Below are 22,158 nucleotides of genomic sequence, written 5' to 3'. Positions count from 1 at the left end.
AAAACCACATCAAAATAAAATCCTTTTATTTATTAGTGAGTTGAATCTAAAATGCTTCTAATGATCGACAATTACGACTCTTTTACCTACAACATCGTCCAGTATTTTGGCGAGTTGAATCAGGAAGTAAAAGTAGTTCGCAATGATCAAGTCACATTAGAGGATATTGAACGATGGCAACCAAAATATCTTGTGATTGGTCCTGGCCCTTGCTCTCCAAGTGAAGCAGGTATTTCAATTCCTGCAATTAATCACTTTGCCGGAAAAATTCCTTTGCTTGGCGTGTGTTTAGGGCATCAAAGTATTGGGCAAGCTTTTGGCGGAAAAATTGTAAGAGCCAAAACGGTGATGCACGGACGTTTATCTGATATGTACCACAGCAATAAAGGTATTTTCAGTAATCTTCCTAGCCCATTCTCGGCAACTCGTTATCATTCTTTGGTGATCGATCAGCAAACACTGCCTGATTGCCTTGAAGTAACTTGCTGGACCAATGAAGCAGATGGTTCAATGGAAGAAATTATGGGTGTTAAACATAAGACACTTCCTGTTGAAGGCGTGCAGTTCCATCCTGAATCAATCTTAAGTCAACATGGCCATCAAATCTTTAAAAACTTTTTAGATATCTATGCATAAGGCTGCCGTAAATAGATTATTTTAAAAGTAATGTGATAAGAACCCTGAATAAAAAAAGCCAACTACGATCAGTTGGCTTTTTTAATGCTTGAATCAATTACAACTTTAACTGCTGCACAATTGATCCATCTTGTTTTGCCACTAAAGATTCACAGAGTTGAATACGTTCTTTGGTCTGTTTCAATCCTCTTTCAACCCCGACTAATTCTTTAGTTCGTGGTGCAAAAAAGTCATTTAACTGGACTGCTTGTTGTTGGGTACATGCTGCCCCACTGAACATTGCAGGAAAACGCCCAGCTGAAGATTTCCCTAAACGATCAAATACGGCGTCATGATTTACCTTAAACCAAGACCATAAGCCACCTTGTTCATCTCCATAATTATTGATTGAGTTGACCACGGTATGAACTTCACCGACTTTAACACGCGGGTTCAAAATTAACTGACGTGCTTGTTGGCGTGTTGCTTCTTGATTTGCTGAACCTAGAGCCGTAAGAATTGCAAGACGTTGTGTTGGTTGAGTCACGCGTTGTAACTCTCCAGATAAACGATCAAAAGCAGGTTGGCCTTTTTCTTGTACACGTACAGCTAAAATGGTTGGCAATAATTCAGGGGTTACTTGCGCAAAGTTAAGCTGCTTTTGAGCAAATAGAGCATCTGACTGTTTTAACAGTTGTGTACGGACTTCGGGAACTTGAATATCTAAAGCAAGAAACTTAACTAACTCACTACGCCACAAACTGTCTTCAGCTGCTTCATCTGTTTTGCTGACATAACCCAACTGATTTAATTTAGGTAAATATAAATTAGCTAAGACTTTTCTAAAATGTTCACGTTCAGCTTCTGTTTTTAATACATGACGATGAATAGTACTTAACTGGGAAAACAAGGCTGTACTAATTTGTCGGCTATTCGAATTGGCAAATTTCTTCGCAGCATCTACGACAGCCAATAAATTAATATCACCATGGTTAAATGCAGCAGAAATTGCGTAGGCGTAGGCCAACTGTTCACTGTTAGAAAGCTTCTCTGTAGCGGCAGTCAGGCGAGTAAATTCTTTTTGAGGCAAACTAAATTGGTAGTATCCCGCCGCATTTGCATTTGGAATATACCAACTGCCAAGACTAGCACCTTTGAGTTCAATCTTAGCTTCTGCTTGGTCTACCAATTCACATTGCACTTTACTACCTGCATTTGGAACTTCATAACGTACACATAATGGTACGCCCCACAGGCTTCTGGCATCACCTTTTGAACCCACAGGTAAATAACGAGTTTGCTTCACATTTAAAAAGACTTTATTACCTTTTTGCTGTAGTGAAGTATTGAGTAAAGGTACACCCGGTTGATCAAGGAAACTTTTCATCGCTTTGGCAAAGCGCTCGCCTTGCTCAGACTGCTCAGCTAAAGCGCTAATTAAATCATTGGCTGTCGCATTACCATATTGGTGCTTATTAATATAATTGCGTACGCCTTGTTTGAATTTTTCTTCACCTAAGTAGCTTTCAAACATATTTAAAACAGCTGCACCTTTTTGATACGTGATGCCATCAAAAGCAGTTTGAATATCGGCATTGCTTAAAATAGGCTGACGAATACGACGCACACTTACCAAGCTATCACTTTTCATCGCATCTGCGGTGTCTGAAATACGCTCTAGATCAGCATTAAATTCGGGATGTAATTTTTGAGTAATTTTACTTTGCATCCATGTCGCGAAAGATTCATTGAGCCACAAATCATCCCACCACGGCATCGTAACGACATCACCAAACCATTGATGCGCCAGCTCATGTGCATTGACATTAAATGAATTCTGTACAAATGAAACTGGTGAGTCCTTATCTAGTAACATTAGATAATCTCTAAAAGTAATCAGCCCCGGGTTTTCCATTGCACCAGCGGCGAAGTCTGGTGCTGCCAGTAAATCGAGCTTGTCAAATGGATAACCAAAGGCAAAATAATCTTCTAAAGTTTTTAAAATGGCTGGCGTTTCAGATAAAGCATGCTGCATTTTTTCAGCTTTAGCATCAGGCGCAATACCACGTAACTGAATCGGCTGCTTACGCCATGAAGTTGTCCCAATATCTGGCCCTTTTTGTAATTGCCACGGTCCAACAGCCAGTGCAAGTAAATACGTTGGTAGTGGTTTAGTTTGTGCAAAACTTAGTGTTTTCCAACCCGACTTCTCTGCTTGCTCGGATGTTTGTTGGGTATTGGCAAACCCTGAATATTTGCTTGGAATCGTCAAACGAATATTAAACGGCGTTTTAAAACGTGGCTCATCAAATGACGGAAATGACTGGCGTGCACTAATTGCTTCCATTTGTGTCATAACATAAGGTTTACCCTCAAACTCGATTTTATAAATACCGTCGAGCTGCTGGTCGTACGCCGCATTAAAATCCAGAACGAGTTGATACTGGCCTGCTGGCAAGGTCTTGGCAAATTTAATTTTACTCACCCCATCAACCTCGGAGGCTTGCTCATATTTTGCCGTGGTTTTGACGCCCTCTGCCGATGTAATATTCACATCTTTCACCGTCAAAGATTTACCATGAATCCAGATGTGATCTGTGGCTTGAGCCAGCTTTAAATGAATCGTAGTTTTACCGGTATAGCCTTTTTGTGCGGGATCAATCTTAAAATCTAAATCATAAGATTCGGGTACGACCCACTCGGGTAATTTACCAATCGGGATTTGTTCACTGTTATTCGATGCAAAAATCTGTGTCGCCGATAAAGATAATAATGTTGAAAGTAGCAATCTTTTTTTAAATGAAGGCTTGACCAGCATAAGGGGTTTTATCCTCTGTAGTTTTAAATAAAAAGATGCAGCAAATGCTGTACCACTTTGCTGCATCCACACATCATTCTTAGAATTTATAGTTAAACTCCAACCAACCTTGACGGCCGAATGGTGAATATGATCCTACCGGATAATACGGCCATCCGCCTGTGTCATCTCGTTTCACTTTGTCAAACAAGTTATTAATAATGATTGAAGCAGAAGCTTTTGGAGAGATTTGATAAGTACCACTCCAGTTCACCAAATACGTTGGGCTTAAGTAAACAGTTTGGTCGCCGTTTGGAATTTTGCCATAACGATTAACTAATACTGTTGATGCCCAATCACCAAAGCTCCAGCTGAGGCTGGTATTAAAACGGTCACGCCAATCAGGAATGGTTAAATCTTTTAAGTAGTCATCTTTCTCGCCATCTTTTGATTGTTGATATTCATGTTCTAGTACGCGGCTATAATTTACCGTCCAGAGGAAGTTACCAAAGCTGTCTGTTTTCCAGCGCCATCTCGTAGTGAAGTCAATCCCGCGGGTATGATCTGATGCAGCATTAATCGGGACAATATTAATATTTTTAATCACATTTGGATCGACAACTGCATTTGCAGGATTGCGTTCTACACGTGCCAAAGCATCAATACAGGCCGCAGAGTTAATATCTTGGTTTCCTAAACGACAATCTGCTTCTAAACGTAGAATTTTGTCCGCACTTAAGTTGGTCACAAGATTATCAATTTTGATATCCCAGTAATCGACGCTAATATCAAATTTATTGGTTGGTGACCAAACAAAACCTGCACCATAAGATTTACCCTCTTCAGGTTTAAGCTCTTTGTTTCCGGTTAAAGTGTAATTCGCCCCAGGTGAGTAATCTTTAAAGCTACATTTATCTAAAGGTTGTCCCGTTTGGCTACAACGTAAATAATCTGTTGTACTTGGGAAATAACCTTTTTGCTTATTTAAAAACAGATAGTTCATATCTGGTGCACGAAAGCTGGTCGCGTAGTTACCACGCACCAATAAAGTCGGATGTGGTCTAAACTCAAGGCCTGAACCAAAAGTTAGCTTATCAATGCTGCTATCTGACAAAGCATAACGGTCATAACGTCCAGACAGGGTTAAATTTAACGGTTTTGCTAAAGGTAAGAATAATTCTGCACCGAGTGCTTGGCGTGTACGTGTACCCCCATATTCGCCACTAGAACTTGCATTGTAATATTCACCATTTTCAAGTGCTTGATCTGGCTTAATCGAAAAACCTTGACGCCCAATTTCGGCCACAGCCGCAAGTTTGGCCGTTCCTGCAGGTAACTTAAATACGTCACCATTCGCGCTTAAAGTTAAACTTTGTGCCCACGATTTATCTTTTTCTGTTGTTGTACCCGAAATACTTTCAAATTCACTTGCTGTGAGTGGTCGACTTAAACGATCTAATCGAGGGGAATAAATAGGAATGCCATCTACATCTGTACCAAGTTGCTGACCTAAGAAATATTCATCGACATTAGAACGTAATAAACCTTGGCGCTTTAGCTGACTGGTATAAATGGAACCATTATAGGCTGCTTCATAACGCCAGCTTGTCTCGCCAATATCGCCTCGAATTCCGAAGTTTAAGTTCGAAGAAAGTTCTTTCCACTTTTTATTTACGCGTTCTACCCCGCCTAATTCTTCAGGTGCAAAACGGCGATTCCAAATTTCATAATTGCCTGAATCTTGATTGAGAAAATAACCGCTCGATGCACCTAAAGAAGTCCATGTCGGACCACGGGTATTATTTTCGATTTGATTGGCGCCAATTAAAAAGTCGCCAAATAATTGAGTTTTATCATTCAATTCATAATCTAAACCGAGGTAACCATTTTGACTGCGGTTTTGAGTTTGAACCGTCCAATAGGTTGGTCGTGCTAGACCACTGGCACAATTGTCCGCACCTGCTTGTCCTATATTATTGACTGATCCTTTAAATAAACCGTTAAATGCCTGACACCCACCAATTGAAAGATATTTACCAGTATCAGCATTTTTACGGCCAACAACCGTGTCAGGCTTCTCACCCAAACGTGTTCGGCTCGACATAAAATCTCGATCGGCTGCCCATATCGGCTCACGGCCACTAAGTTCAACCCCATAAACGAGACTAAGCTTGTCTAAAGTTTTACTGCCACTTAGTTGTAAACGTAAATTTTCACCGCCTTCTTTGGTTCCGCCTGCTTTAATATTAAATTGTGTGCCATCTGTTTTCTTTTTCAGAATAATATTCACCACACCTGCAATTGCATCTGAACCATAAATTGCAGAAGCACCACCGTTTAATATTTCAATACGGTCAATAATGGCCGTTGGAATATTAGCTAAGTTTACGAAATTGACAGAGCCATCATAAGGCACAGGATAATCTGCAACCCGATGCCCATTAATCAAAGTCAAAGTGTGGTTGGGTCCTAAGCCTCGTAAACTAATAGCATTAGCCGCAGGTGTAAAAGTATTTCCATAATCGGCACCTTGTACAAAACCCGTGTTTTGCGTCAGGTTATTGAGTGCATCAAATGCATTACTAAAACCTTGTTTTTCAATATCGGCTGCGGTAATGACAGTTACACTGGTCGGGCCATCTTTTTGTGCTTTTGAAATCCTAGAACCTGTCACGGCAACGCGTACCACTTTATCTGGTTTAGCTTGATTTTGTGGTTGCTCTACAGCTTCTTGTGCATAACTTTCTAACGGATGGAACAGTACAACAAATACAAAAATAAATGAGCGCTTATTTTTTAAAGCCCCTAGATATTTGAAGTTATTTAAATACATATTTATTAATAGACAAAATAAAGACCGCCCTACTATATCCACTTTTATTTGGTTGATTTATACACATTTTTTCTAGATATATTGATGTTTAAGATATACCAAATGGTTAATTATTTATCATAAAAACTCACAACAAACTAAAACCTTTTTCAATAAATAAATTTTGTTTATGAATAGATCCAAAACCTTCATTAGGCAAAATTTCTAAATCTCTTATCGAACAACAAAAATCTTTGGTTATTTTCTGCTAACATAGCTCCCCGTAGCTAGTGAAACATGGAACGCAATAGGCCGAACCTCCCACTCTTGATCAACTTCACCTAAAAATTTTAATCATTAATGCTGTAAATCATGACTATGAATATCCAACAGGCGCTCAACCACATTACCAAGAACATTCATTTGACTCAGCCGCAAATGGAAGACATAATGCGTAGCATCATGCAGGGTGAGGCAACCGAAGCACAAATTGGTGCTTTGATGATGGGCCTTCGCATGAAAGGTGAAAGTATTGACGAAATTACTGCTGCTGCACGTGTCATGCGTGAATTTGCCATTAAAATTGATGTCAGTGATATCAAATATTTAGTTGATATTGTCGGCACGGGTGGCGATGGTCAAAACTTATTCAATGTCTCTACCGCTTCAAGCTTTGTAATTGCGGCGGCAGGTGCAACCATTGCCAAACATGGTAACCGTGGCGTTTCAAGCAAATCAGGTTCATCTGACTTACTTGAGCAAGCTGGTATTAATCTTGATTTAGACATGCAACAAACTGAACGCTGCATCCGTGAGATGGGTGTAGGATTTTTATTTGCTCCAAACCACCACAAAGCAATGAAATATGCTGTTGGACCACGTCGAGAGCTTGGTGTTCGCAGTATCTTTAATTTACTTGGCCCGCTTACGAATCCGGCTGGTGTAAAACGTTTTGTGATTGGGGTATTTTCAGATGAACTTTGTCGTCCAATTGCCGAAGTGATGAAGCAACTTGGTGCTGAACATGTGATGGTGGTTCATTCAAGAGATGGGCTTGATGAAATTAGCCTTGCAGCGCCTACAACTGTTGCTGAACTCAAAGACGGTGAAATTACTGAATGGACACTTACCCCTGAAGATGTCGGAATTGAGTCACAAACTTTAAACGGTTTAGTGGTTGCGGATGCTGCTTCCAGCTTAAAGCTCATTAAAGATGCATTGGGTAAAAATAAAACTGATGTTGGTGAAAAAGCAGCAAATATGATTGCGCTTAATGCAGGCGCAGGAATTTATGTGGCGGGTATTACCAAAACTTATGCTCAGGCTGTTACCTTCGCTCAAGATATTATTTACGGCGGACAAGCTTTAGAAAAAATGAGTGTTTTGGCTGAATTTACCAAAACATTAAAACAATGTCAGGCAGATTAAGGATTTCTCATGATTAATATTCAAAATACCATTTTAGGTAAAATTGTTGACCGTAAACATGAGGAACTTGCTGCGCGATTAAAACAACGTAATTTGCAAGACGTTGAAGAATTAGCAAAAGCTGCGACTCCAGTACGTGGCTTTGCAAATGCTTTACAACATAAACGTCCGGGTGTAATTGCTGAAATTAAAAAAGCATCTCCATCAAAAGGAGTTATTCGCGCAGACTTTAATCCTGCTGAAATTGCCCAGCAATATGAACAAGCTGGTGCAGCCTGTTTATCGGTACTAACTGATGTTGATTTCTTTCAGGGTGCAGATGAAAATATTGCGATTGCTCGCAATCATTGTGCTTTGCCTGCTTTACGTAAAGACTTCTTGGTTGACCCATACAATGTAGTTGAAGCACGTGCTTTGCATGCTGACTGTATTTTATTAATCGTTGCTTGTTTATCTGACCAGCAACTCGAAGAAATGTCAAAAACTGCGTTTGAACATCAACTAGATGTATTGGTTGAAGTTCATGACGAAGAAGAAATGGAACGCGCGTTAAAGCTTTCTGAACAATGTTTATTAGGTGTGAATAACCGTAATTTAAAAACGTTTGATGTAGATTTAAATACGTCTATCCGATTGAAAAAATTACTTCCAGCCTCACGTTTATTAATTACTGAAAGCGGTATTGCGACGCCAGACGATGTGCATATGATGCAAGAGCATGATATTCACAGCTTCTTGGTCGGCGAAAGTTTTATGAAACAACCACGTCCAGATCAAGCTTTTACTGCTCTTTTTGGACAACCTCAAACGGTTTAATGAAGATATATGAGTAATAAAGATTCATCGCTTTCTAAAGAGCAACAAAAATTATTGAAGCAATTTAAAAAGCAAATCTCCAATCCTCATTCAAGCAAAATCGCAAATCAGTCTGAGACTAAAAAATCTCAGGCTGAGCCTGAAGAATTGGAAGATACACATTTGTTTCAACAAGCTGTTGCAGGTGTTAAACGCATCAACAATAGTAATGTGGCTAATGTCAAACCACCTCGTGCCAAAAAAGTCGATGCACAAACACTAGCTAAACGTGCAGCTGCCGAAGGTGGCCGTGATACCGAACATGCTGAATTGTCAGACACTCAAGCTGCTTTAAATCCGGTCGCAAGCCAAGCTTCATTAAGCTATCGCATTGCAACACTTCAACATAAGGTGTTTGAAGACTTAAAAGCAGGCAAGATGCGTTGGTTTGAAGCTGTAGATCTACACGGCTGTACCATTGAACAAGCGCGTGACGCAGTTTTACAAATTATCCAGATGGCAAAAGATGAAAATCAAAATGTCATTAAAATTGTACATGGTAAAGGCCCCGAAGCGGTCTTAAAAACCTATGTCAACGGATGGTTACGCCAACATCGTGATGTTTTAGCTTTTGTAAGTGCTCCAGAAAATCAAGGTGGCACAGGTGCAGTTCTCGTGCTGCTTAAACGCGCAGAAAAAAATCCAAAGTTCGAACAAAAAAAATGATCCTTTGGGATCATTTTTTTACATCAAACACCTGCAATAATTGAGCAACTACTGCAATGGCAATCATTGCAGGTTGTTTCGATGAAATTCCTTCTACCCCGATCGGGCAAACCAAACGTTGTAATGTTTCTGGGGTATAACCACGTACTTGCATACGCTTTTCAAAAATAGCTCTTTTACTTTTTGAACCAATCATTCCGACATAAGCAAATGGTTCCGCCGTAGGTTTTAAGGCTGTAAAACACAATTGCAAATCTAGTTGATGATCGTGCGTTAAAATTAAAATTGCCCCCGAACGATCAAATTGCTCGATCTCGGCGTCTAAGGTATCAGTCGTTATACATTGCACCTGTTGCAGTAAATCGGATGGAAAAATATCATCACGCTGATCAATCCATTTCACCCGAACTCCAATAGGCAATAAACAACGAACAATTGCTTCACCCACATGCCCGGCGCCACAAATCAGCACTTGCATGGCATAAGGTTTTATCTGCTGGCTAAATTGCCATTCTTCACTGCTGCCAGAATGAAACTCGAAACTTGGTTGTTGTTCTATATCCATACTCTGCCAAGTGGACACATATTGATGTGAGACCTTACGCCCTATACGCTGACCAGCTCGCCATGCTTGTAAAATCGCAGATAAATCCGATGTGATCGCATTGGGTAATATTTTTTCAAACAATAACCACATCACCCCGCCACAACACTGTCCCAGCCGAGCACTGAGGTTAAAGCGTTCAATACGCCTCACACAAGTTTCCGTTTCTTTTAACATTTCTTTAGCAATATCAATGGCCTGAAACTCTAGATGCCCGCCACCGATCGTATCGGACTGCTGCCATTGCTGTTGCAAATTAAACCGCAATAACATAGTTGCACCAACTTCTCGTGGTGTTGAACCATTTGCACGTACCACTGTGACCAATACCATAGGCAGAGCATCGACTTGCCACGCCACAAAATCAGTCCACCATTGTAAATGTTGCATAATCTTCTACATTTTAGCTTGTGGTCGGTCAGCCAAAGCTTGTCCGCGTCCAATCGCAATTGCGCGTAAAATTTCTTCGGCAGTTGCTGGAGCATTGAGTACGAGCGGTGCATTTTCTGGAATAGCCGCCTGTACTGCCTGACGAATTGCAGAGAACACTGATAATGCCAACATGAATGGAGGTTCGCCTACCGCTTTAGAGCGATAGATGGTGTCTGCCTGATTTTGGTTATCAAACAGTTTGACATTAAAAATATGAGGAATGTCTACACTGGTCGGGATTTTATAAGTTGAAGGCGCATGGGTAAACAAACGGCCAGCGTGTGGTCCTTGTGGCTGCCAATATAACTCTTCTGTCGTGAGCCATCCCATCCCTTGTACAAAACCACCTTCAATTTGCCCTATATCAATTGCAGGGTTAATTGACTGCCCGACATCATGCAAAATATCGGCACGTAACACTTTCATTTCCCCAGTTAGCGTATCTATTGCGACCTCGCTGACCGCTGCGCCATAAGCATAGTAGAAAAATGGACGCCCTAAATGGTTGACCTGATCATAGTGAATTTCTGGTGTTTTATAAAAACCGCTTGTTATTCACCAATTAAAATGTCTATGCGATAAACCATTTAAAATGTCCTGTTTTTAACCACAAGAGTCAAGCACAGGATTTAACTTTCTTTGTTCAATAACAGCTTTCTGAGCTTTACGACTCGGCATACTTTTCTTGAGACGGGAACGTTTATTCTGTTTTTCCAACTCTTCATGCTGTTGCTGAATATGTGCCAGAACTGTACCTAACCGTTTATTCTCAACGATCTCATTCTGCTGTAGCCCAGCTAATTTATTGAAAATGCTGTAGTTGAGCTTTCGTCCCTCGTACATGAGGGCCACAGTGCCATCTGGGTACTCCAGAAATGAAATATATTGCCCAACAAGCTTATGATTCAGCTCTGTCGGTTCAAGCAGATAAATACATTTGTCATAGGTCAGGGTCAGATTCTTGGTGACCTTACGCGGTTCCTGCCAGGTAAAAATATCATCCAGTTCAAGATGAGATTCGGTTAATGGCCGATGTAAATTCTTTGAGTTTCGCGCACACTTGGCAAACTTCTGATTGAAATGCTCAATAAAGCAGGGCAGCCAGGCATTTGCCTCGGCAATTGAACAGATACCTTCTAGGCGCATTTCCTTGATCAGGCGATCCTGGAGTGTTCTATTGGCACGTTCCACACGGCCTTTGGCCTGGGGTGAGTTGGCGAAGATAATATCAATATTTAACTCATTCAGAATCCGCCCAAATTGCGTGATCTGGCTGTCCTGGCTCGATTTCTGGTTCACTCGGAAGACCGAATGTTTATCGCTATAAAAGGCCAGAGGCTTACCGTATTGTTCAATGTAGGCTCGGGTTGAAAGCATATAGTCGAAGGTCGTTTCCGCCTCACAGAAGCGCAGATGCAACAGCTTTCCAGTGGCATCATCGATATAAACCAGCAAGCAGCACTTAGCAGCGCGTCCTTCGAACCAGTCATGATATGAGCCATCAATCTGGATTAGCTCACCGAAGCAATCCCGGTTATAACGTGGCTGATATGGACGTTTAAGGCGCTTGGATCGTGGAATCCAGAGGTCATTTGCAGTCATCCAGCGCCGAAGCGTTTCTACCGGGATATTCAGGTCAAACATGCTGCTGAGCTTCTCATGGGCCAAGGTAGGTCCAAATCCCAGCAGATGTTCAGAAATAATGGAAAGACATTTTGATTTTAATAAATCATCATGGCGACGATGGCCAGGTTGACCACGACTGGCATGCGCCATACCTGAAACACCATCTTGATTGAGCTTCTGTAATAACCGGGTAATTTGACGGGTTGAAAGATTAAGGATTTCAGCAGCACGGACTTGTGTAATACGATGATCTCGAACGTCTTGCAGAACAGCAAGACGTTGAATTTCTTTGTCAGACATAGTGATCAGCATCTATATTTCATATCCAGTCCATGATGTTTAAGCCATCATAAACTAGACATTTTTATTGGTGAGAATATAGACACTTTAAATGGGTTCTAACACCGCTGTCCCATAGTTGTACACGTGCCATATATGCCCGTTGAACCAAGTCAGGAAATGTCCATGAGTGACCATTCGCTGTTGTGACTATACTATTTTCAAACTGGACTTGTTCAGCTTCACTTTGACTTATTTCTGCTGCAAGTTTTGCCAGACGCTCACGAATTTTAATACAGGCATTTTGAACAGCTTTACCGTTTAGATCTGCGCCACTCGATGCAGCAGTTGCCGAAGTATTTGGCACCCGAGAAGTATCAGTTGCAATTAAGCGAATGCTATCGATTGGTAAACCCAACTCATGAGCGGCAACCTGCCGTACTTTGGTATATAGCCCCTGTCCCATTTCTGTACCGCCATGGGTGATAGAAACAGTACTATCCATATACACGTAGACCAGTGCACCCGCCTGATTGTAATGCACGGCGTTAAACGAAATACCAAACATTAAGGGTGTTAACGCAATACCACGCTTAATGATGTCATTGTTCTCGTTAAAGGTATGAATGCTCTGTTTGCGTTTCGCATAATCGCTACTTTGCAATAATTCGGCTACCAATTTTGGCGCAACATTATCACGGACTTCTGCTCCATAGTGCATACGGTCACGTCCAGCACCGGGCTGTTCGGCAAAGAAATTGCGCTGACGAATTTCAACTGGGTCACAACCTAAATAACGAGCAATATCATCAATAATATTTTCAATGACAAACATACCTTGTGGCCCACCAAAACCACGATATGCCGTATTGGAAACAGTATTGGTTTTACAACGTAAGTTACGTAACTCAACTGCATTTAAATAATAGGCATTGCCAATATGGCAAATCGCACGTTCATTTACTGGCCCAGATAAATCAGCCGAAAAACCGCAGTTTGAAGCCAGTTGTACTTTTAAACCTTGTAAAATACCACTGTCATCAAAGGCTACAGACCACTCATAAGCAAAACCGTGACGTTTGCCTGTAGCGCTCATATCATCATCACGATCTAAGCGTAATTTACACGGACGGCCTGTTTTTTGTGCTGCCAAAGATGCAATGCATGCCCACTGCGCCGACTGCGACTCTTTACCACCAAAACCACCACCCATACGACGGCTTTCCACACTCACCTGATGCATATTCATGCCTAATGCATGACAAATCAGTAGCTGCATTTCGGTTGGATGTTGTGTCGAACAATAGACTTTTAAGCTCTGATTTTCTTGGGGAATCGCATAGGAAATTTGTCCTTCGAGATAAAAATGCTCTTGCCCACCCAGCTCAATAGCACCTGAAAGATGATGTGCTGCATTGTGAAATGCTTGTTCAACTTCACCATGGCTGAATTCAACAGGCGGTAACACCCACGATTCTTTTTCAATCGCATCTTGAATGGTTAAAATCGGAGTTTCGGGCAGATATTCAATTTTTGCTAAGCGAACTGCCTGACGGGCTTGCTGATAACTGTCAGCAACAACCACAAACAGGGCTTGTCCATAAAATTCGACCTGATCTTCGGCAAAAATTGGGTCATCTTTTACAATGGGTCCCCAATTATTTTCAACATCAATATCCTTTGCCGAAAAAACTGCATGCACACCATCGGCCTGACGTACTGCATCTAAATCAAGCTTACTAATTTTGCCTTTTGCACAACTTGAAAATCCGACAGCTAGGTGCATGGTATTTTCAAGCTCAGGTAAATCATCAATATATGTTGCCTGCCCCGTTACATGTAAATGGGCACTCTCGTGTGGAATCGAGTCGCCAGCTTTAGCTGATTTTTTAGAAATGCTTAAGTTAATGGTTTGATTCATGTCAGATCTCCACCATAGCAATCAAGTCATTCACACGAGTTAGTGTTTGAGACAGGACTTTTTCTACATAAAAACGCTGTAAACAGTTTTTCGCGACGTGTAAACGATATGCTGAGCTAGCACGTCCATCATCTAAAGGCTGATAGTCTTGCGACAATACTTCTTGTGCCTGAACGATCAATTCTGATGTAAGTTGTTGGCCTTCCAATATGGCTTCTGCATACTTTGCACGTTTGGGAATAGCAGCCATGCCACCAAAAGCAATTTTCACATTGTGAGCGACACAATGATTATCTAGCTCACATGAAATAGCCGCACATACCGCAGAAATATCTTGCTCAAAACGTTTAGCAATTTTATAGCTGGCAAATTTAAAACGTGGCTGCCCTTCACGAAGTGGAATAACAATCGACTCTACAAACTCACCAAGTTGTAATGCTGTTTTTTGATAATCTAAATAAAAGTCTTCCAAGGCAATTTCACGAGCCTGTTCACCTAAGCGCAAAATTAAGCGTGTACCTAGCGTAATTAATGTTGGCATTGAGTCGCCAATAGGCGAACCATTGGCAATATTTCCACCTAAAGTTCCAGCATTTTTAATAGGCATGGAAGCAAAACGGCGCTGTAATTCTTGAAAGTCAGGATAAAACTCTGAAATTTTGATGAGTGCATCACTCAAACTGACATTTGCCCCAATCGTTAAAGTATGGTCTGTGACTACAATCTTTTTCAGCTCTTCCACCTGACCGATATAAAGCATATCTCCTAAATTACGGCCCTGCTTTGTGACCCACAAACCGACATCTGTACTACCTGCAACAATACGGGCTTGCGGCAACTGTGAACGTATAGCAGCAAAATCCCGCAAAGTTTTGGGTGCAAAAAATTGCTGAACATGATGATTTAAATGCAATGCTGGTAATGCTTGAATGTCTTTTAATACATTAAGTACTTTTTTACGTTCTAATTGAACACGCGGATAGTCATATGCTTTTTTTGCTGCATCTAAAATAGGTCGATAGCCCGTACAGCGGCATAAATTTCCAGAAAGATAATCACTGATTTTATCTTTGCTTGGTGGCTGTTGTTCATTTTCATACATTGCCCATAACGACATAATAAAACCGGGCGTGCAAAAACCACATTGTGAGCCATGCATATCCACCATTGCCTGTTGTACAGGATGCAATGTCCCAGCTTGTGTAGGTAATAAATTATGAAGATCTTCTACTGTAAATAAAGCTTTACCATCTAAAGTCACTAAAAACTGAATACAAGCATTCACGCTCCGTAATTGCAAGCTGTCATTGACTAACTCACCAATCACTACTGTACATGCACCACAATCGCCCTCAGCACAGCCCTCTTTTGTACCAGTCTGCCGAGTCTTATCGGCTTGCGTATATTCTCGGAGAAATTGTAAGACCGTCATGGTGGGTAATACATTTTCTACTTGTTGCTGACTGCCACGAAAAAAAAAGGTAATTGGACGTTCTGACATTTTTTATCCTTATGCTCTATAGTACGGCATATTTGCAAATATGATGCCATGAGGCGATCATTTATAACTTAACTGTATTAGTCGCACATTTCATGTTCAAATACTTGACTATTAACGATAAAAAACATGAAATTTATTCACCATTTATCCAACGCATACCGAACAGGATAAATATAGTGCGACGAGTTATGAACATCAGGTCATGTTTCTGATACAATGCCGAGCTTGTCTAATAGAGTAAATTTATACGCCTTATGTCAATGCAGCAATCGTACGCAAACATTCTGACTGCCGTCGGTGAAGACCTTAATCGTCCCGGCCTTAAAGATACGCCTGTGCGTGCGGCTAAAGCTTTTTCATATTTAACTTCTGGCTATAGTAAAACTTTAGAAGAAGTCACCAATAATGCTGTTTTCCCATCAGATAACCATGAAATGGTATTGGTGAAAAATATTGAATTTTATTCGCTTTGCGAACATCACCTCCTTCCATTCTATGGCCGTGTTCATGTTGCCTATTTACCAGAAGGCAAAGTTCTTGGCTTATCTAAATTTGCACGTATTACCGAGATGTTTGCTCGTCGTTTGCAAATTCAGGAAAATCTAACTCAGCAAATCGCTGAAGCTGTGGCTGAAGTGACTGGTGCTCGCGGTGTTGCTGTCGTAATTGACTCTGCACATATGTGTATGATGATGCGTGGTGTAGGTAAACAAGAGTCTACCACCCGTACAGTTTCTTTTGTCGGAGATTTTAAAACTGACAAAGAAGCACGCCGTGAATTCTTAAGTGCAGTACCAGAAAGCTACTAATCTGGTAGCTACTGCAAAAAAGCCCGACTCAGTTGGGCTTTTTTATATTTAGATAAAGCACTTACTCTATAAAACATAACAATCAAATTATGTGATTTTTGTTATAAAAGTACACATCTTTAATTTTAAATAATTTATGAGTTAATCATGCGATTTAACAAAATTTCTTGCTTACTTTTATTCCCTCTTTTTATTTTTAATACCTCAATTTATGCAGGGAATACACCAAAAGAGCAAGAAATTAAGAAACTGGTTGATCAAAATTTTAAACCGTTATTAGAAAAATATAATGTGCCGGGTATGGCGGTAGGTGTTATTCAAAACAATAAAAAATATGAAATGTATTATGGCCTTCAATCTGTTCAAGATAAAAAAGCTGTAAATAGCAGTACCATTTTTGAGCTAGGTTCTGTCAGTAAACTATTTACCGCTACAGCAGGTGCTTATGCTAAGAATAAGGGAAAAATCTCTTTTGAAGATAAACCAAGTAAATACTGGAAAGAGCTAAAAAACACCCCGATTGATCAGGTCAATTTACTTCAACTTGCTACTTATACCAGTGGTAATCTTGCGCTACAGTTTCCAGATGAAGTACAAACAGACCAACAAGTTTTAACTTTTTTCAAAGACTGGAAGCCTAAAAATCCAATTGGTGAATATAGACAATATTCCAACCCAAGTATTGGCCTATTTGGAAAAGTTGTAAGCTTGTCAATGAATCAGCCTTTTAGTCAGGTTTTAGAAAAAACCATTTTTCCAGACCTTGGCTTAAAACATAGTTATGTCAATGTACCTAAAACTCAAATGCAACATTATGCATTTGGCTATAACCAACAAAATCAGCCGATTCGAGTCAACCCTGGTCCCTTAGATGGTCCAGCTTACGGCGTTAAATCGACTCTTCCAGACATGTTGGGGTTTGTTCATGCCAACCTGAACCCGCAGCAATATCCTGCTGATATTCAACGTGCAATTAATGAGACACATCAAGGTTTCTATCAAGTAGATACCATGTATCAGGCGCTTGGTTGGGAAGAGTTTTCTTACCCTGCAACCTTACAAACTTTATTAGACAGTAATTCTGACCAGATTGTGATGAAGCCTAATAAAGTCACTGCTATTTCTAAAGAACCTTCAATTAAAATGTTTCACAAAACTGGTTCAACCAATGGCTTTGGAACATACGTCGTATTTATTCCTAAAGAAAATATTGGTTTAGTCATGTTAACCAATAAACGTATTCCAAACGAAGAACGCATTAAGGCGGCTTATGCTGTGCTAAATGCGATAAAGAAATAATCATCTTTAGCTAAAACAAAAAAGAGAAATAGATGAAATCTATTTCTCTTTTTTTATGAATATACGATTTAAAAGAACCAAACATATCCAAGACTTGATTTCATCCAGTCCAGATGATTTTGTTTTTCATAATCCCAATTCAGGCGAATAGCATTATTGCTATTAATGGCATATTGCCACTGGGTATTTAAGCGTAAGTTCCATTGGTTTTGGTCTTCCCAATAGGGTAGTTCAACTTGTATCACTGAGTTAAACTTTTCAAACCACTGATTCATACAGCCTAGAGTTGGCCCCATTCCTACACGCCAACCTTTATCTAAATTTGAACCTGCTTGAACATAAGCTTGGACTTGTCCATAGCACACATGTTTACGGTCATAGTCCGCAACACTATAGCCAACTTGGGTATTAAAACTCGCTACACCATGCTGTTTTTCATCACTATAAACACCGTCATGAACTGCTTCTTGACGCCAGCCTAGGTTAAATCCCCAAGTAAGAGGTGTTTTGAATGGTTGGATCGGGTTATAGGAGTTCACTTCTAGTAGATCAAGACGTTCTAGCTTTAAATGATCATCTCTCCACTGGGCATTACCATTTAAAAAAAGCAATTGAGTACCAGCACGATACCCTCCTTGAGGGTCAATCAAGTCATGGTAAGCTTGTCTATGCCCAATCTCGATAAACTTATCACCTTGTACTTCACCCAGTTTTAGCGAAACATTGCGTGCATTATGACCTTGTGTAGGTTCAGTAGAAGGTCGTTTAGGTTCTTGGCGTTGTTTATCTAAATCAATCTGACTTCTCAAAGCCAAAAGTTGCCTTAGCTGTGGTTGAGCAAAACTTTCTTCAACTTTTCGACTAATGAATTGTAGATATAAATCATCGTAAGCCATCTCAAGAATTTTGGCCTGATCTGGCTGACTATACGACTTAAGTATTTCGGAGGACTCTTTAGTTGGCATCATGGCTACCTGATGAGCAACTTTTGCCAAAGACGCGCCATGCTGATGAGCTTGAGCTAATAATTGAGTCTCTAAAGCTGGTCGATATACAGGAGGATTCGTAAGCCCTTGCTGCTGCATCGCTTTAATCGTTTCCATTGGAATAGAAGCGTAATTAAACTTTTCTTGTAAGTTAGACTCAGGTTTAACCAAATCAACCAATCCCAATAAACGATAGGCGCAGTTGTCACTCACAAAGTAATAAGGGAAGCTCACATGTTGCATTTCCCAAATATGAGACACTAAAAAGTGTGTTTCCTCAGGAGATAGATTTAACTCATATTCCCATAAATCACGGCTTTCAAAATCACCATACTCTTTTACCTTACGATAATAAGGCATTAGTGAATATTCACCCGGATACTGCCCTGTTAAGCCTTTCCAAGCATATGACCAGTTGTCATTGCCTGCGACAGTGGCTGCATAATTTACAGCGTAAGAAACGAGGTTTAACTGTTTTTGATCTTTAGGGTCTAAGCGTAATAAGGTATGTCCAAACATTGAGCTTGGATTGCCCATAAAGTCTGTCGCGTAAATTAGCGTCGCTTTATAAGGTTTAATCTGGCCAATCCAGTTTTCAAACTCTGAACATTTTACTTGCGGTAATTCATTTTCTTGAATGCCTAATTGCTTTATAAGCCATTGACTGCGCGCAGGAAACTTACAACGAATTGATTGATTGTCTGGAGCTGGTGCAAATAATGCTGTGATATCTGCTTTCTGTTCTTCTTTTAAATTATTTTTCCCATTTGGTGCCATAAAGTAACCAGCGTAACTCACTTCACTCTTCTGGTTTTTATTGGCATACATCAGACGTTGCCATGTGATGTCTTGATCTAACTTTTTTTGTTCTGCAATAGACCAGTAGTTTTGAATAGATGGATTTATTTCTGCTGAATACGCAATATTAACTGCCAATGAGGCAAAAATTAAAACAACCGATTTCATTAAGCTCATCAATTTTTATCATTAAATATAAGAAAAACCCTGCCAAATGACAGGGTTTTCAATTTCAAACTTATACGTAAGCTTTTAAAACGTCGTCTTTAGCCATTACGTTTTGTAATGATGCTAATACTTGAAGTGTGTTTTGGTTGTCTGCTGAATAGATTTCACCAAAGTTTGCTTTTGAAACTTTGAAGAAACGATCTTTATCTTGTGGTTTAATTTGCATTAACTCAGCAAGTACGTTCAGGCTTTCACCTTGGCCTACAGCCATATCACGCGCTAAAGTTTCTGCATTTTCATTTGTGAAAGTAACAACTTGAGCTGTTACTGTTCCGCCTTGACGGCAGCCTAAAGTACCAAAAGTAATACCTAATAATTGGTTAGTAAAAATACCGTTTGTTGTTGCAGCAAGAATTTTAGGCACCACTCCTTTTTGGCCAGCCCATACTTGCGTACCCACACCACAACCTACATCGTTATCAGCCATAGCAACACTTGAACCAGCTGCTAACAAAGCAGCTAAAGCTAATTTTTTTAACATAGATGTATATCTCCAAAAATCATTATTGATTTGTTTCTTATGTATTGTTATGTGTAACTATTATTACACCCTTCAAAGATAGCGATAAGCCAGTCATTTAGCAATTAAAAATTAAATAATATGATAAAAAGTGAAAATGAAATTTTTACTTTAAATTCCAATTACCTTGATTATCTCGATGACCTAATATTTTAAGAACTAATACTAAACTTAGCAGTAATAATAAATACCACGAACCAAGTTTACCCCATCCCACCATATGCCAAGCATTAATCTGACTTGGGTAAACCCAAATTTTGTAAAATGTACTAATATTTTCAGCAACCCAAATTATGAATGCGAGTGTCACCAAAACAGGGAGCATCGGCGTTTTAAACTTACGTTCATTTATTTGAAAATAAAGTGTAGTTTTCCAGAATATATAAACACTAAATGCAAATAAAATATAGCGAATATCAGGAATAAAAAATTTACTCATAAAGTTAATATATGAGAAAAATGCGAGAAAAAGCATGCTTCCAAAGCTTGGCAGTTTCTCAAAGGAAACTTGAAATAGTCGTATTGAGCGAGCAAAGAAACTACCTACAGCCGAGTACATAAAGCCTGCAAATAAAGGCACAGTAATAATTTTAAATACCGCAGGCTGCGGGTATTGCCATGAAGCAATGCCGGGGTGTGTCAAAAAGATTTCCATGACCATTGCCATGATATGAAATAAAGCAATGACTTTGGCTTCTTGCCATGACTCCAGCTTTAAATATAACAAGCAAATTTGAATAATGAGTGCATAGATGAGTAAATAATCATAACGATAAAAACCCATATATTCATGGCTACCCATCGGTGCTGTCAGGGCAAAAGCTATTAAAAGCAGAATACCAAACAAGGCTGCCGAAACAGCCTTGCCGATAAAATGAATTGGTAAAGTTAGGTGGCGCACAAAGAACTATCCTAGATATTTAGCACTATACTCATGCACTGTATCTACAAAGATTTTTGGTTGCGCAGGATCTACCCACTGGGTAATGCCATGACCCAAGTTTGCAACATAACCAGTCTTCTCACCATTTGCGTAAGCGTCATCTAACATCGCTTTTACGGCTTTTTCAATCGTAGCTGCTGAACCATATAAAACAGCCGGATCAAGGTTCCCTTGTAGAGCAACACGACCTGCTACAGTTGTACGGGCTGTATTTAATGGTGTCGTCCAATCTAAACCTAATGCATCTGCACCTGTTGTGATCATTGGTTCTAACCACTGACCACCACCTTTGGTGAATACAATGACAGGAATACGGCGCCCATCTTTTTCACGTTGCAGACCCGCAATAATCTTTTTCATATAGTTCAAAGAGAACTCTACATATTCACGGTGTGCTAAAGCACCGCCCCAACTGTCAAAGATTTGAATTGCTTGAGCGCCCGCATCAATCTGAGCATTTAGATAGTCAATCACTGAATCTGCTAAATGGTCGAGTAGAGCATGCAAAACTTCCGGCTGTGCATACATCATTTGCTTGGTAAAACGGAACTCTTTGCTTGAACCACCTTCAACCATGTAAGTTGCTAGCGTCCAAGGACTACCCGAAAAACCAATGAGTGGAACCTGACCACCCAAAGCAGAACGAATTGTACTTACTGCGTTCATCACATAATCAAGATCAGATTTAGCATTTAACTTTGGTAAATTTGCTACATCTTGTTCAGTACGAACCGTTTTATGAAACTTAGGGCCTTCGCCTGTTTCAAAGTAAAGACCTAAACCGAGTGCATCTGGAATAGTTAAAATATCTGAAAATAAAATTGCTGCGTCTAAATCATAACGACGTAAAGGCTGTAAAGTTACTTCACAAGCAAACTCTGTATTTTTGCATAAAGATAGAAAGTCACCCGCTTTTGAGCGTGTTTCGCGATATTCAGGCAAATAACGTCCTGCTTGGCGCATCATCCATATCGGTGTGGTGTCTACAGGCTCACGTAATAAAGCACGTAAGAAACGATCATTTTTAAGTGTCGTCATT

General features: G+C 40.0%; 15 protein-coding genes and 2 pseudogenes. 6 read left to right on the top strand and 11 right to left on the bottom strand.

The features are described 5' to 3' along the window. The first annotated feature begins 51 nt into the window (after positions 1-51). Positions 52-636 (top strand): anthranilate synthase component II, encoded by a 585-nt coding sequence (locus F985_RS09095; protein WP_000925676.1) that lies wholly within the window; start codon positions 52-54, stop codon positions 634-636. 97 nt (positions 637-733) lie between these two features. On the opposite strand, the gene F985_RS09090 is transcribed toward F985_RS09095, so the two are convergent. Together F985_RS09090 and F985_RS09085 are read right to left on the bottom strand one after the other, a co-directional pair. Beyond that, the gene (locus F985_RS09090) at positions 734-3,505 is read right to left on the bottom strand and encodes a M1 family metallopeptidase (RefSeq protein WP_077164824.1); all 2,772 of its coding nucleotides are present in this window, start codon (positions 3,503-3,505) and stop codon (positions 734-736) included. Between the two features lie 7 nt (positions 3,506-3,512). Further along, positions 3,513-6,245, bottom strand: coding sequence for a TonB-dependent receptor plug domain-containing protein (locus F985_RS09085; protein ID WP_004700223.1), 2,733 nt, complete (start codon positions 6,243-6,245; stop codon positions 3,513-3,515). Positions 6,246-6,602: 357 nt separating this feature from the next. On the opposite strand from F985_RS09085, the gene trpD reads away from it, so the two are divergent. From trpD to F985_RS09070, 3 genes are read left to right on the top strand one after another with little or no spacing between them, the layout of a single operon-like run. Further along, positions 6,603-7,652: an anthranilate phosphoribosyltransferase gene (gene trpD / locus F985_RS09080; RefSeq protein ID WP_077164829.1), complete on the top strand. Its 1,050-nt coding sequence runs from the start codon at positions 6,603-6,605 to the stop codon at positions 7,650-7,652. Positions 7,653-7,661: 9 nt separating this feature from the next. Next, entirely contained in the window at positions 7,662-8,468 is an 807-nt protein-coding gene (gene trpC, locus F985_RS09075; RefSeq protein WP_004700219.1) for an indole-3-glycerol phosphate synthase TrpC, read from the top strand. 9 nt (positions 8,469-8,477) lie between these two features. After that, on the top strand, positions 8,478-9,173 hold the full coding sequence (locus F985_RS09070) for a Smr/MutS family protein (protein ID WP_004700216.1): 696 nt from the start codon (positions 8,478-8,480) through the stop codon (positions 9,171-9,173). 10 nt (positions 9,174-9,183) lie between these two features. Here F985_RS09070 and xdhC read toward each other — a convergent pair whose 3' ends face one another. From xdhC to xdhA, 5 genes and pseudogenes are all read right to left on the bottom strand, one after another. Further along, on the bottom strand, positions 9,184-10,167 hold the full coding sequence (xdhC, locus tag F985_RS09065; protein ID WP_004700215.1) for a xanthine dehydrogenase accessory protein XdhC: 984 nt from the start codon (positions 10,165-10,167) through the stop codon (positions 9,184-9,186). Between the two features lie 6 nt (positions 10,168-10,173). Next, positions 10,174-10,758 (bottom strand): annotated as a pseudogene (locus F985_RS09060) (molybdopterin cofactor-binding domain-containing protein); the annotation flags it as partial. Between the two features lie 54 nt (positions 10,759-10,812). Next, on the bottom strand, positions 10,813-12,147 hold the full coding sequence (locus F985_RS09055; RefSeq protein WP_004699130.1) for an ISNCY family transposase: 1,335 nt from the start codon (positions 12,145-12,147) through the stop codon (positions 10,813-10,815). Between the two features lie 91 nt (positions 12,148-12,238). Beyond that, a pseudogene (locus F985_RS09050) lies at positions 12,239-14,035 on the bottom strand (xanthine dehydrogenase molybdopterin binding subunit); the annotation flags it as partial. A 1-nt stretch (position 14,036) separates the two neighbouring features. Next, a complete protein-coding gene (xdhA, locus tag F985_RS09045) occupies positions 14,037-15,536 on the bottom strand; it encodes a xanthine dehydrogenase small subunit (protein ID WP_004700209.1) in 1,500 nt (499 codons plus the stop codon). A 260-nt stretch (positions 15,537-15,796) separates the two neighbouring features. Between xdhA and folE the strand changes: the two genes are divergently transcribed. Further along, positions 15,797-16,345 (top strand): GTP cyclohydrolase I FolE, encoded by a 549-nt coding sequence (gene folE, locus F985_RS09040; protein WP_001187844.1) that lies wholly within the window; start codon positions 15,797-15,799, stop codon positions 16,343-16,345. A gap of 147 nt (positions 16,346-16,492) precedes the next feature. After that, positions 16,493-17,644: an extended-spectrum class C beta-lactamase ADC-133 gene (locus F985_RS09035; protein WP_004700205.1), complete on the top strand. Its 1,152-nt coding sequence runs from the start codon at positions 16,493-16,495 to the stop codon at positions 17,642-17,644. A 68-nt stretch (positions 17,645-17,712) separates the two neighbouring features. Here the strand turns inward: F985_RS09035 and F985_RS09030 are convergent, their stop codons facing one another. From F985_RS09030 to hemE, 4 genes are all read right to left on the bottom strand, one after another. Next, the gene (locus tag F985_RS09030; protein WP_004700204.1) at positions 17,713-19,596 is read right to left on the bottom strand and encodes an Lnb N-terminal periplasmic domain-containing protein; all 1,884 of its coding nucleotides are present in this window, start codon (positions 19,594-19,596) and stop codon (positions 17,713-17,715) included. 70 nt (positions 19,597-19,666) lie between these two features. After that, positions 19,667-20,137: a DUF3015 family protein gene (locus F985_RS09025; RefSeq protein WP_004700201.1), complete on the bottom strand. Its 471-nt coding sequence runs from the start codon at positions 20,135-20,137 to the stop codon at positions 19,667-19,669. 145 nt (positions 20,138-20,282) lie between these two features. Further along, a complete protein-coding gene (locus F985_RS09020) occupies positions 20,283-21,077 on the bottom strand; it encodes a DUF817 family protein (protein ID WP_004700200.1) in 795 nt (264 codons plus the stop codon). A 6-nt stretch (positions 21,078-21,083) separates the two neighbouring features. Next, on the bottom strand, positions 21,084-22,157 hold the full coding sequence (gene hemE, locus F985_RS09015) for a uroporphyrinogen decarboxylase (RefSeq protein WP_004700197.1): 1,074 nt from the start codon (positions 22,155-22,157) through the stop codon (positions 21,084-21,086). Between the last annotated feature and the right edge of the window lies 1 nt (position 22,158).

The organism is Acinetobacter seifertii (assembly GCF_000368065.1).
GTDB classification, from domain to species: Bacteria; Pseudomonadota; Gammaproteobacteria; order Pseudomonadales; family Moraxellaceae; genus Acinetobacter; species Acinetobacter seifertii.
Note: the sequence above shows the minus strand (reverse complement) of the source record. Positions and strands in the feature narration are given on the sequence as shown.